General features: G+C 44.0%; 13 protein-coding genes. All 13 read right to left on the reverse strand.

Features of this window, described 5'->3' with window-relative positions:
- Positions 1-29: 29 nt before the first annotated feature.
- The 13 genes from DWB64_RS18045 to rplM all read right to left on the reverse strand — a co-directional run bounded on the left by DWB64_RS18045 (position 30) and on the right by rplM (position 12,344).
- Entirely contained in the window at positions 30-455 is a 426-nt protein-coding gene (locus DWB64_RS18045; protein ID WP_129489618.1) for an aspartate carbamoyltransferase regulatory subunit, read from the reverse strand.
- Positions 442-1,386 (reverse strand): aspartate carbamoyltransferase, encoded by a 945-nt coding sequence (gene pyrB / locus DWB64_RS18050; protein ID WP_348983865.1) that lies wholly within the window; start codon positions 1,384-1,386, stop codon positions 442-444. The genes DWB64_RS18045 and pyrB overlap by 14 nt, the downstream gene beginning before the upstream one ends.
- A 349-nt stretch (positions 1,387-1,735) precedes the next feature.
- Positions 1,736-3,121 (reverse strand): sodium-dependent transporter, encoded by a 1,386-nt coding sequence (locus tag DWB64_RS18055; RefSeq protein ID WP_129489620.1) that lies wholly within the window; start codon positions 3,119-3,121, stop codon positions 1,736-1,738.
- Positions 3,122-3,530: 409 nt separating this feature from the next.
- A complete protein-coding gene (locus tag DWB64_RS18060; RefSeq protein WP_129489621.1) occupies positions 3,531-5,096 on the reverse strand; it encodes an NAD(P)/FAD-dependent oxidoreductase in 1,566 nt (521 codons plus the stop codon).
- 58 nt (positions 5,097-5,154) lie between these two features.
- Positions 5,155-5,754, reverse strand: coding sequence for a class I SAM-dependent methyltransferase (locus DWB64_RS18065; protein ID WP_129489622.1), 600 nt, complete (start codon positions 5,752-5,754; stop codon positions 5,155-5,157).
- Between the two features lie 23 nt (positions 5,755-5,777).
- Entirely contained in the window at positions 5,778-6,179 is a 402-nt protein-coding gene (locus DWB64_RS18070; protein ID WP_129489623.1) for a nucleoside-diphosphate kinase, read from the reverse strand.
- A gap of 57 nt (positions 6,180-6,236) precedes the next feature.
- Positions 6,237-6,827 (reverse strand): SOS response-associated peptidase, encoded by a 591-nt coding sequence (locus DWB64_RS18075; protein ID WP_129489624.1) that lies wholly within the window; start codon positions 6,825-6,827, stop codon positions 6,237-6,239.
- A 1-nt stretch (position 6,828) separates the two neighbouring features.
- Positions 6,829-7,011: a hypothetical protein gene (locus DWB64_RS18080; protein WP_129489625.1), complete on the reverse strand. Its 183-nt coding sequence runs from the start codon at positions 7,009-7,011 to the stop codon at positions 6,829-6,831.
- Entirely contained in the window at positions 7,008-8,612 is a 1,605-nt protein-coding gene (locus DWB64_RS18085; RefSeq protein WP_164980493.1) for a glycosyl hydrolase family 18 protein, read from the reverse strand. Before DWB64_RS18085 ends, DWB64_RS18080 begins: the two co-directional genes overlap by 4 nt.
- Before the next feature lie 10 nt (positions 8,613-8,622).
- Entirely contained in the window at positions 8,623-9,591 is a 969-nt protein-coding gene (amrS, locus tag DWB64_RS18090) for an AmmeMemoRadiSam system radical SAM enzyme (protein WP_129489627.1), read from the reverse strand.
- Positions 9,592-9,740: 149 nt separating this feature from the next.
- The gene (gene amrA / locus DWB64_RS18095; RefSeq protein ID WP_129489628.1) at positions 9,741-11,150 is read right to left on the reverse strand and encodes an AmmeMemoRadiSam system protein A; all 1,410 of its coding nucleotides are present in this window, start codon (positions 11,148-11,150) and stop codon (positions 9,741-9,743) included.
- A 359-nt stretch (positions 11,151-11,509) separates the two neighbouring features.
- Positions 11,510-11,899, reverse strand: coding sequence for a 30S ribosomal protein S9 (rpsI, locus tag DWB64_RS18100; protein ID WP_129489629.1), 390 nt, complete (start codon positions 11,897-11,899; stop codon positions 11,510-11,512).
- Positions 11,900-11,915: 16 nt separating this feature from the next.
- The gene (gene rplM / locus DWB64_RS18105) at positions 11,916-12,344 is read right to left on the reverse strand and encodes a 50S ribosomal protein L13 (protein WP_129489630.1); all 429 of its coding nucleotides are present in this window, start codon (positions 12,342-12,344) and stop codon (positions 11,916-11,918) included.
- Between the last annotated feature and the right edge of the window lie 123 nt (positions 12,345-12,467).

Consider the following 12,467-nt stretch of genomic DNA (forward strand, 5'->3'; position numbering starts at 1 on the left):
TGAGACTTCCGTCCCACTGGGCTTATGCTTTATTCGTATTTCGTGATTTCGTCGCAGAAACTGCAAAGATACTCTAAGGAATCCTTACTGTATAGAGTAAACTCCGGTTCAACATAGTTATCAAAGTGAGAAATACAACGTGGGTTCTTACACTTGATATACCCTTTGAGCTTCTTTGGAATCACTACTTCTTGTTTTTCAAATAATTTACCGTCTTTGATGATGTTGACTGTGATGTTCTCATCAATCAGTCCAAGGATGTTCAAATCCACATCGAACGTGTTCTCAATCTTAATGATATCTTTTTTTCCCATCGCCTGGCTGCTGACATTCATAAGCAGTACGACAGGATGATCGATCTTACCATCCACAAGTTTATTGAATACAACCAGTCCAAGACCTGCTTTCATGTGGTCAAGAACAATTCCATTTGCAATACCGTTAACCTCTAACATCGATATCCACCCCCAAGAGTTTAGTAATGAGTGCCATACGAACATACACACCAAGTTTTGACTGGTCAAAATACACAGCACGTTTATCGTCATCCACTTCATAAGTGATCTCGTTCACACGAGGGAGCGGATGCATGATGATCATGTCTTCTTTTGCGTTTTCAATACTTTTTAGTGTAAGGATATAGGAATTTTTCAGTTTCAGATAGTCTTCCTCATTGAAGAAACGTTCTTTTTGTATTCTTGTGCAGTAAAGCACATCGATCTGATCTACAACTTCCTCTAGGTGCAGGACTTCTTCGATTACAAGATGTGGGTACTTGTCGAGCAACTGGCGCTTTAAAGAAGAAGGTAGCCTAAGTTCCTCAGGAGAGATCAGAATGAACTTTTTCGTGTTGAATCGAGCAAGTGTCTTGATCAAGGAATGTACCGTTCTACCGTATTTAAGGTCGCCTTGGAATGCGACTACGTGATTTTCAAGTGTTCCTTTGTATTTTTTAATTGTGATAAGGTCTGTGAGTGTCTGTGTCGGGTGCTGGTGACCGCCGTCACCGCCGTTGATGATAGGAATTTCTGAATACTGCGCACATAGTAGCGGAGCACCCTCTTTTGGATGACGCATGACTGCGATGTCCGCATAGTATGAGATCACTCTGATCGTATCAGCAAGTGACTCTCCTTTTTTATCGGATGTTGAATTCGGATCAGCAAAGCCGATAAGGCTTCCGCCCAATCTGAGCATTGCAGAGTCAAAACTGAACTTAGTACGGGTACTTGGCTCGTAGAAGAGTGAAGCAAGAATTTTACCTTCACATACTTTTGCGTATTTCTTTGGGTTCTCATACATTTCAAGGCCTAGGTCGACAAGCTCAACCATCTCCTCGTTTGTTAAATCACCCGGTTCAATCAAGTGCCTTAATTCTGACATAATGTCCTCCTTTTGATCTCGCAGTATCATTTTAAAGGTATACTGTAATTCACATAAAAAATAACCTTTATTGCAAGGCAATAAAGGTTATCTCAAAAGACCGCAGTCTCTATTCACGATAACAATCGATTATCACCTTGTCCACCTCTCGGGCGAACTTAAAGGAATATTCAAGTTTTTTAAATTGTAACATGGGTGATAACAAGTTACAACTTAAACTTTGTTACATTTTTTTTATGATGAAAAGAACACTTTCGATCGGTTGTTTTAGCCCTTCAACCAAAATGCCGCCACTGTGTTTACAGCGGCGGCATTTATTATTCAACCTTCTCGGGTAGAAGGGAATGGTTTACTATTTCATAAATGGCAACAATCCAAGACCGTTAAGTAGTGTCAATAGAATCATGATTGGCGCTACGTATTTGATTAGGAATTTGAATGCCGGTAAGTACTTAGCAGCAGAAGTATCGCCTGTATGGCATTCTTCTTCTACATCTTTCCACTTCATGCCCCAACCGATAAATAGTGAGATCAACAAGCCACCAAGTGGTAACAACTGGTCTGTAAGTGTGATGAACCAGTCCATGATCTGCATCTTACCCATGTTCGGGAAGATCCATTCCACATTGCCAAGAGCGTCGGGAGCATAAGTAAGTGACAGGAATGCGCCAAATGCAGTAATTGCGATTGTAGCGATTAGTGTCGAAATCTTACGGTCCATACCGTGTTCTTCATCGAAGTAGGCAACGACAACTTCAAGAATAGAAATTGAAGAGGTAAGTGCCGCTACTGCAAGTAATGAGAAGAACAGGATCGCGAAGAAGTATCCGCCCGGCATTTGGTTGAATACGTTCGGTAGAGTTACAAATACAAGACCCGGGCCTGATGTAGGGTCGATATTGAACGCGAATACCGCAGGGAAGATTGCAAGACCTGCAAGAAGTGCGATTGCAGTATCTGCAATTGTAACTTGCATGGCAGTCGTTCCAAGATTCTCTTTTTTACCGATATATGAACCATAAGTGATCATGGTACCCATACCAAGCGATAAGGAGAAGAAGGCATGTCCAAGAGCGGACAGGATCGCTTCAGCGCTTAATTTGCTGAAATCAGGGCTAAGTAAGAACGATACGCCAGCACCTGCGCCTGGTAGCGTAACTGCGCGAATGTCCAAAACGATGATGATTAAAAGAAGTAATGGCATAAGGATTTTTGAATATCTTTCGATACCGTCTTTTACTCCACCAAGTACGACACCTGCTGTAAGAGCCATAAAGAGTACTTGCCATCCGATAGGCTGCCATACGCTAGTAATCAGACCACCGAAAGTGTTGCCGATATCGTCAGGTGACATACCTGCAAATGAATTGGCAATCGCCTTAAAGACATAGGCGAGCGTCCAACCTGCTACAACACCGTAGAACGATAAGATAACGAATGCTGTGAATAGGCCGATCCAACCAGTTAGGTACCAAGGTGTGCCAGGAGCGACAGCCTTATAGGCGCCAACTGTATTCTTTTGAGCTCTACGACCGATTAGGAATTCTGATAGCATAACTGGTAAACCGATAAGTGCGATACAAATCAAATAAACTAAAATGAATGCTGCGCCACCATATTTTCCTGTGATGTACGGGAATTTCCAAATGTTACCTAGGCCGATTGCCGACCCTGCTGCTGCTGCGATGATACCGAGTCTAGAACTAAACCCGTCACGAGATTTCATTTTGTTCTCCATACTAAATTTCCCCCTTCATGAAAAAATAGATTATATTTAAACGGTCCCGAACCGCTCAAAACAAAATTGTTGCTAACATGTAACAATTAATAATTATGTTCTAATGTAGCATAACCACCGACCACAAGCAATCTCTTTTTCGATAAAAATAAAACTTTATATGTATTTAGTACTTATTAAATATTTTTAACCCTACTAAAAGTTTAGCACATCCTTGGAGCCTTGACAATTGCTTCTTGCAGTATTTTAAGAATATTCCAACAACTCGACCGATTGAATAAAAAAAACACGTGATTTTGCAGTCAGTTTAGCAAAATCACGTGTTTTACACATTACATAAAACATCAAAAAAAATCAAAATTATTCAGCATTAATGATTAAACATGCATGAAAATTGCATATTAACTCATTAAACGCTCATTTTTTTCAGTAAGAAATCAACTGCTGCAAGTCCATCGACTGCAGATGAAGTGATTCCACCAGCATAGCCGGCTCCCTCACCTATGGGATATAGCCCCTTGGTGCTGACAGAACACATGAACTCATCCCTAACGATACGAACCGGAGAGGAAGATCTTGTTTCGACACCAGTCAATATGGCATCCGCACGATCGAAGCCCTTTACCTGTCTACCCATCACAGGTAGTGCCATTTTAAGGGCATCACAGATATATTGCGGCATCCAGTCGTTGAAATTAGTATAATGCACAAGCGGTGTGATGCTTGGATTCACATTGCCTAGGTTGGTCGTCATCTTATCATTTAAGAAATCCCCCACCGTTTGAATCGGCGCACCATTGTCTTTGCCTATGGAATAAGCCCTGCTTTCAAGCGTTTCCTGCAACTTAAATCCAGCTAGTGGGTGATCCGACTCGAAATCATCCGGAGTGATACTCACAAGCAGCGCGCTGTTGGAGTTCTCAGCATCCCTCTTGTGATAGCTCATTCCGTTGACTACAAGATGCTCCGGTTCGGAACTCGCGTTGACGACATGTCCACCAGGACACATGCAGAAGGAATAGACGCTCCTATCTTCATGTTTGGCCTTTACGCTATACTCCGCCGCTCCAAGTTTTGGATTGTCAGCAGACGCACCGTACTGGCACTTATCGATCATTGTACGAGGGTGCTCGATTCTGAGTCCCATGGCAAATGGCTTGGCGCTCATTTGGATACCTTGCCCATATAGCGCTTTCACGGTAGAACGTGCCGAATGGCCTATCGCAAGAAAGACATGATCCGTTTCGATCGTCTGCTTATCGGTAACCACACCTTTTACCTGATCCTTGTCTATCAGAAGTTTTTCAAAAGTCTCATTGAAATAGAAGCTTCCACCGAGTGTTTTGATCTCTTCCCTAAGATTTTTGACGATACCAGTCAAAAGGTCCGTGCCCACATGCGGCTTCTGGTCGATGAGGATATCCTCGGGAGCTCCTAGTTCAACCAGTTTTTCAAAGATGAACCTCGCCCTCTGGTCTTTGCTTCTTGTCGTCAACTTGCCGTCAGAGAATGTTCCCGCTCCGCCTTCTCCAAACTGTACGTTCGAATTCGGATTGAGCGGTCCGCCTTCCCAGAAGGATTCGACGCTTTTCTTTCTTTCATCCACCATCTCGCCGCGCTCGATGATGATAGGTTTTTGGCCCGAAAGTGCCAGATAGTAAGATGCGAACATACCTGCAGGACCAAAGCCGATGACGACCGGTCTCTTCTCCATAGATACACCTGTGACAGGTTCAAATACGTAATACTCCACTTTCAAAAGCGACTTGTTGGTCTTTAGCAGTCGCGCCTCATCCGAGACTTCAAAATCGATAGTATAGTTGTACATGATCGGTTGTTTCCTAGCATCTATCGACCGCTTGAACACCTTCCATGTTTTAATCTGATCGGTTTTTACTTTCAACTTCGTCGCCAAGCGAACAGGCAACATTTCTATCATTTCGTCAATTGGCATGACGATATTGGTTCTTAACATAAAAAAACCTCCCTTTGGTTACTTCATTATAGGAGAGGTTTAATCTTTTGTCTATGCGCTATTTGATAGAAAGTAAAATATGATAGCCCGCTTTTCTTGCGATCATCTCACAATTGCCGAAGAGCTGCTTCATCTTGTCCATGGAACTCGGCGCGCCCTGTTTTTTTTGTATGACGACAAACAGCTTTCCACCGGGGGATAAATGCTCAAATGCCTGTTCATAGATCGCATGTACCACGTTTTTACCAGCCCTTATCGGAGGATTGGTGACGACGGTGTCATATAAGCCTTCTACCTGCTCGCAGATGTCAGAAACTTGAGCCTTGGCCCTTCCAAACACACCGTTTAAAGATGCGTTTTCATTTGCAAGATTGACAGCCCTCTCGTTGACATCGACCATGGTGACCGTCGCATCAGGTGAAAATACCGCAAGGGTCACCCCGATCGCTCCGTAGCCGCATCCGATATCGAGTGTTTTTCCGATGGAAGGGCTATGCTCCAAAACCGTTTCAATCAGAAAGTGACTGCCAAAATCCACCGCATCTTTTGAAAATACCGCATTGCTTGTGATAAAGCACATCTCCTTATCTAAAATCACATGCCTTATTGTCTTTTTGACCTGCTCCGTCGTTGATTTTTCAGTATAATAATGTTCCATTGCTTCTCTCCAAATAACCCTCTCTACACATCAAACCACAGGGACAATTCACGTTTTGCAGCAGCATCGTCTGCTGATCCGTGTACGGCGTTCATCTGAACCGATGTGCCGAATAGATACCTGATCGTGTTGATTCTGGCCTTTTGAGGATTCGTCGATCCGTTAAGTTCCCTTACAAGATCAACCGCTCCATAACCATGTATCTGAAGAGCGACGACTTGTCCGCTCATCATAAATGCTTCGAGTTCAGGGTAAAAATCTCTCATTAAGTGTTCTTCATAGTGTTTTTGCAATAATTCCTTGTCAGGCCTTACCATTTTTAAATCTTCGATGGTTAAACCGTTAATTTCATAAATTCTAATGATTTCGCCTATCAGGCCTTTACTCACTGCATCCGGTTTAATCAGTACTAAAGTGTCAGACATAGGTACCTCCTTAGCATATCACGGGTATTACTTATTTCATACCCTATGACATACCGCTCAACCAACAGCAATTGCTTTTATCGGCAGAAGATGAGCTTGGCTTTGATAGCTCGAGACATCAAAATGATCATCGTCCAGGTAGCGCTTGGCCATTTCCTTGGTCAGCAGCAGGGGCATTCTATCATGGATCTCCCGTATGGAGGCAGCCGCGTCTATCGTCAAAATGCTGGCCATCGCCTTTTTTTCACAGGCGACCTCATAGACGTTGTAGACTCCCGCCATCCCGATGATGGGCTCGTCTTCGACCCATATCTTGTTTTTCATCTTCTTTGTGTCATTTAACTTTTGCCATTCGAAATAGCCACTGGCGGGAATGACACATCTTCTTTTTTCAATGGCTGTTGCAAAAAGCTTCTTTTGTATAAGGCTTTCGGCTCTTGCATTGATAACCGGTTTTTTCAGATATGGAGTGACAATGCCCCAGCTCATCGGTACCGCCTTTAAAGCGTTTTTACGTTTCACTATGGTAATGACAGCTTGCGTCGGAAAAATCTCGTACCGTTCTTCATAGGCACCCTCAAGCACCTTTAAGTCATACTGGCTTAAAATCTCATCAAAACTGACATCAAGGAAAAACCTGCCACACATCTTACTCCTCCTCTTTGGTCAAAACCTCTTTCAAATCGACCATACCAAGTTCGATCGCCCTTTCTATGACCGCTTCGTCTGAAAGGATCGTCGCATCCCCACCACTTACAAGTCCAGCCCAGCCGAACGAAAAGCAAAAGAATCCGATAAGCGTAAGTACCAGTCCCAGAACCAATCGTTTCACTGAATGTCCTCCTTCACTTTCTGAAGCACAGGCCAGACTGTCTCTCTTTCAAACCCTAGGGACCAGGCAGCGATGCCTGCAAGATTGTATTTGTGAATAAGCTGCGCTTTTCTTCCAACAGCCTCCTCGTCGTCATACCAGAATTTGATCAGCTGATTGTCCTTGAAATAGGCGAAGTAATACTGGCTGTTGGTCGCATCCCATACCCTGACCGGGTCGTAATCGTCGATCAGCTGCTGGGGTGAAGCCATGTAAACCGATTTGGATTTCACCTTCATCTGATTCGGTATTTCAAGCGATGGGGTTTCATACCAGATCCTTGTGTAAAAGGGCACCCCCAGGAGTATTTTTTCGGATGGAATGGTTTTTACAAGCTCTTCAAGATGTCCGTCCACCCATGAATAGCCGGCTACCGGGCCGCTTGTCTGACTTGAAGCCCAGTACTGGTCATAAGCCATCAGCGTAAGGTAGTCGCTCACTTCGGAAAGCCTGTCCCTGTCGTAGACGATCGACCAGTTGTCGGAACCACCTGGCACTGTCACTGCGACACTGAGAATAAGCCCCTTCTCCTTCATACGCGTTGAAAGTTCTGCAACAAACTGGACAAAGAGATCACTATCCTCAAGGAACATGTTCTCAAAATCAATGTTTATTCCTTCAACCTTGTTTATCAGCGCATAATCGATCAGCTGACCGATCATGTTCTCCCTTGCCTCAAGACTGTTCAGCACCGAACTCGTCAGTTCTGGATCGAATGAGTTATTGACTAAAACCCATAGGTCTTTTCCCTGCTTTTTTATGTTTTCATGATACAGCGGCCTGTACAGATCATTGATAGTGCCATCCTCCGCTTTTAGCGACAACCATTTCGGTATGATCACATCAAGACTCTCATGATATTCCTGTTCACTTTTATTTCCGTACAGATCCCAAGCGATCAGTAACGGCTTTAACTGCTGTTCCTCTTCTAAGACTTCCTCTTCAACTGCAAATTCTAGACCGCTTTCTCCTACCCACAAAAGTCCCTTATGATCCGTTAAGACCAAGCTAAATGATTCCTCTTGATCAAGCCATATTCCAGATTCGTTTTCAAGAGTCACCTTCTGCGTCTTTGTGTGGTCCGAATAAGCCTCTCCGCTGACCGTTACCCGTATCGAATCAGGTTCATCAGCTGTCATAAGGGTAAGCGTTTCACTTTTGGAGACTTGATAGCCTAGTCCGGCAAGTACCACCGACGATTCGACAGAGATACTATTGCCGTCGACTGCGGCTTTTCCCCAGCTTGTAGAGTCATGCAGGTTGATCAGTTCATTGTTTTGCACATCAAAACGGTACCATTTTCCGTCTTTTACAAGGCTCAGGCGCATCGACGACTCGTCGAAATCTGCATAGAACTTAAAGTATTCCTCAAGTCTTTCGATATCGGTGAGTGCATCAATGCTCAACTCATACCCGTCCGTTCTTTCACCGCTCCATACCTGTGCGACAATCGGCTCTATGATGGGGACGTCCACCTTTTCAGGTGGCTGTTCCAGAATTGAACATGCGCTTGTCAGCAGTACGATAGCTCCTAGGATGATTCCTACAACTCTTTTCTTCATAATAGCCTCTCTATTCGATAAACACCTTTTCCCCGCATGAGGGACAAGCGTAGTGATATAATTTAGTCTGATAGATGTCGCGTTCGGCCATAAGTACACCGCACTTCTTACAATACGTATCATTTGATATGCCAAAGACGTTACCTATATAGACGTAGTCCAAGTAGGTCTTTGCCAGCCTATATAATTCCTTTAGCAGTTCAACGTCCGTTTCTTTTTCGTGATAATGGTAACTCGGATAGTACCTCGATAAATGCAGCGGTATCATGCCACCCAAACCCTTGAGCCAAGAAAAGACAGACTCCCACTCCTTCAAATGGTCGTTGAATCCTGTCACGATCAAACTCGTCACTTCGACATGGGCATGTCTTGAACATAACTCGATGGTTGACTTTACTGCTTCAAACTCGCCGCCAAGCTGATCATAATCCGAAGAAGAATAGCTTTTCAAATCGATGTTCCAGGCATCCACATAAGGTATCAGGTCCATCAGACAAGTTTCTGAGACCATGCCATTGGTCACAACAACCACAAACCGGCCGGCTTCTTTTGCAAGCCGTGCTGTCTCTATCACAAATTCGATGGAGACTAAGGGTTCATTATAGGTAAAAGCTAGGCCAATCTCTTTTGGATAAGACTGCAAGAGCCTAACCATATCCTCAGGGCTATGGACCGTGTAATCCGCAGACAAGGTTTTGGCGATATGATAATTCTGACAAAACGGACAGTTCATATTACAGCCCATGCTGCCGATTGAAAGTACGCTTGTACCTGGCTTATAATGAAAAATCGGTTTTTTTTCAATCGGATCAAGCGCTACCGCCGTGATATGACCATAGTTTAAGCACACTATAGCCTCATCAGTGGCTTTTCTCACACCACACCTGCCGACTTTACCCACAGATAACCTACATTGATGTGGACAGACTGTACAGATCTTATCCCCATCCACTTCCATAAAGTAATCGGATATCAACATCGCAAACACCTCTTTTTTCAAGACCCCATACTTTTTATCCACATATTGTTGGCGGTTTGTGGATAAGATGACCGATCCATCCCCAAGTTATCCAAAAGCATTTAAAACTAATCCACAAACGACTAACAACTTGTGTACAACCTATCCACTTATAGGTCTGCTTCGTGACGGATTACCTTAAAGCGCATCAGATGATAGGGTTCATCCTCTATGCCGGCTTTTGATTTTGCAATTCTAAGCTGCTCGCCGACCGTCTCTATGCCTTCAAGCATAGGCAGAAGCAATCCTCTTTTAAATCCTGCCTCCACAATCACTCCGTATCTCTGAGGATCAAGATCCTCCTCGGATTCAATCGGTTCGGGAGGCAATAGAATATCCACAGACACACGAAGATCAGCCAGCTCATCCTCATAGATCGGATCAAACCTTGGGTCCTCACTGCATGCCTTGATCGCGTTATCCACTATCTCATCGATTAGCGAATCTCGAGTCGGATGAATCGTACCTATGCACCCTCTAAGACCCGAATCGTTCTTGATCGAAACAAAACACCCGTGAGCTTCCTTATCGATCGCATAATCGTTTGGATCGACCTGTGGTCTGTCTCCCATAAGTACAAAAGTATTGATCACATTTCTAGCCAGCTTCACATAATCGTCTTCAAGCCCTAACCTTCTGGCCTGCTCCGCGCGTGAAAGCTCTATAATAGAAGGAAGTAGGCCTGGCACGATGCCGCCGACCTCCGAAATGCCCGCAACCATATACCCAACACCGAACGGGCCTTCATAGCTAAGCACCTTGCTATCCACAAGCATCCTGTCATGGGCGCCAAAGGCGATGCAAAACGACCTGAATCCGCATTCTCTAGCAGACTCCCTTTTCTTTTGCGGATAGCTGAGAATGCTCAAAAAATCGTGTTTCCCGATGGCTTCGACCACAAACTTATCGAAATTCGCTCCTTCAGGATGGTAGTCGTATGGACCGCTATCCTTTAGCGCATGGGACATATCCCCGCTGGCGATCAGTACCGTATCCCCCGCAAACTGTTTGACAACCGTTCGGATGTTCTGCCCGAGCTCATAAAGCTTGCTCGGTGAAAGCAATCCATAAGCCAGGTGGACAACATCATAGTCCTTATAAAACTGGTCAACAAACCAAAGCGGTACAATCGCACCGTGATCAAGCGTATAGGTGATTCCGAGTTCCTCCGCAAAATCCTCATCGATTTTAGCGACAACGATATCCGATCTGCTCGCTTCTGTTGCCAGCTCATCCACAAAGAACATGTCACATCTCTTTTGAACCTCAATATCCTCATGACCGAATGTCGCAAGGTTACCATAAAGGTCGTGATTATAAAGCGCACCGATCCCATCTGAAAACACCGTACCGTGCGGTGAAATAATCACAATCCTTTTAGGCTTGATCTTAGCGATCTCACGACCGACTTCCATCATTGCATCATACGTATTCTTACACAAGCCATGCCTGTCCCCCGCAACTTCAGGAATCACAATCGGCGGATGCGGCATAAAATAAGTCTTAACAAGTCTTCCCATATTAAAAGCCTCCTTTTGGGCATATTCTTCTGCTCTTATTATACCATGAATTCCCACGAATTTTTTCTATTCGTGGCGCCTGTAAGTGAACGCCTTTTGTTCACTGAGGCGTTCCCCCAGAGACAAGTCTCTCCAAACATATCCTCTCTCCAACCGCCATATCACTCGACCCAAGAGTTTGAAGCACCTGGTTGCGGTGGGCATCCCCCACGAACGTACTTTGTTCGTGGTGCCTGTAAGTGAACGTACTTTGTTCACGGAGGCAGTAGGACCTGAACTACAAGCTCCCTGGCCGGAGGGGCGGTCAAAACGCAAAAAAAAAAAACCATCCAGTGGATGGTTTTTGTTTTGTGTTTTGACTATCTCTTCGAGAACTGAGGAGATCTTCTTGCTGCTTTAAGACCGTATTTCTTTCTTTCTTTCATTCTTGAGTCACGAGTTAAGAATCCTTCAGACTTAAGTGCTGGTCTGAAAGTCTCATCTACGTGTAGTAACGCTCTAGAAATACCGTGACGGATCGCTCCAGCTTGACCTGTGAATCCACCACCGTTAACTCTAACTAATACGTCGTATTTACCTTCAACACCTACAGTTGTAAGTGGTCTTTTTACTTCTCTGATCAAAAGCTCGTAACCGAAGTACTCGTCAAGAGGTCTATTATTGATTGTAACAACGCCTGTACCAGGTACTAAGCGAACACGTGCGATTGAACTTTTTCTTCTACCTGTTCCTTGATATTGAACTGACATGGCTATTCCTCCTTAACTAGAATTTTAATACTTCTGGCTTTTGAGCTTGGTGCTTGTGCTCAGGACCAGCGTATACGTTTAACTTCGTGTACATTTGACGACCTAAAGAGTTTTTAGGAAGCATGCCTTTAATAGCCAAACGAACTACTTCTTCAGGCTTAGTTGCCATCATTTGTCTTGCAGTTCTTTCACGTAAGTGACCTACATAACCTGTATGCCATCTGTACATTTTTTGATCCAATTTTTTACCTGTGAATTTGATTTTATCAGCATTTACGATAATTACAAAGTCACCACAGTCAACGTTTTGAGTGAAAGTTACTTTGTGCTTACCTCTTAATACTGATGCTACTTGTGATGCAAGTCTACCAAGTGTTTGACCTTCTGCATCAACTACAAACCATTGTCTATCCACTTCATGTGGTTTTTGAATGAAAGATTTCATAGTCTTTCCTCCCTATTATTCGAAGTTGTTCTTAAACTCGGGGCAGAGTTTAAATCATTTACCGACCGCGGCCTATGTGTTTTTGTACTTCTTCACCGACACATACGCACAGAACAATAATAT

It is taken from the genome of Fusibacter sp. A1 (genome assembly GCF_004125825.1).
GTDB lineage: Bacteria > Bacillota > Clostridia > Peptostreptococcales > Acidaminobacteraceae > QQWI01.